This window comes from Mesorhizobium sp. M8A.F.Ca.ET.202.01.1.1, assembly GCF_004791595.1.
Lineage (GTDB): Bacteria > Pseudomonadota > Alphaproteobacteria > Rhizobiales > Rhizobiaceae > Mesorhizobium.
Window position 1 is genome coordinate 1 of record NZ_SRUN01000128.1, and the last position, 355, is coordinate 355.

1 protein-coding gene is annotated in these 355 nt (G+C 62.3%); it reads left to right on the top strand.

What is annotated here, in order from left to right:
* Nucleotides 1–2 precede the first annotated feature (2 nt).
* Nucleotides 3–355, top strand: a 353-nt coding sequence (locus tag EN845_RS34150) for a transposase (RefSeq protein WP_245511884.1), incomplete at its 3' end; no start/stop codon positions are given.

Genomic DNA, 355 nt, shown 5'->3' on the forward strand with positions numbered 1-355 from the left:
AGGTGCACGGCGTTGACGCGCAGGGCGCAGTGGTTGTCCGCCGGAAGTTGCGTCGCGACGATGTAGTCGCATTCTTTACGTCCTTGCCGGCGTGCTTGATCGGCATCGAAGCCTGCGCAACGAGCCATCACTGGGCTCGTGTCCTCACGGCCCTGGGGCATGAGGTTCGCCTGATGCCTGCGTCCTACGTCAAGCCAGACGTGAAGCGGCACAAGAATGATGCTTCGGATGCCGGGGCGATCTGCGAGGCGGTCACGCGACCGACGATGCGCTTTGTTCCGACAAAGAGCGAGGAGCAGCAGAGCGTGTTGATGCTGCATCGCGTCCGCGAGCTTTTGATCCGGCAGCGGACAAT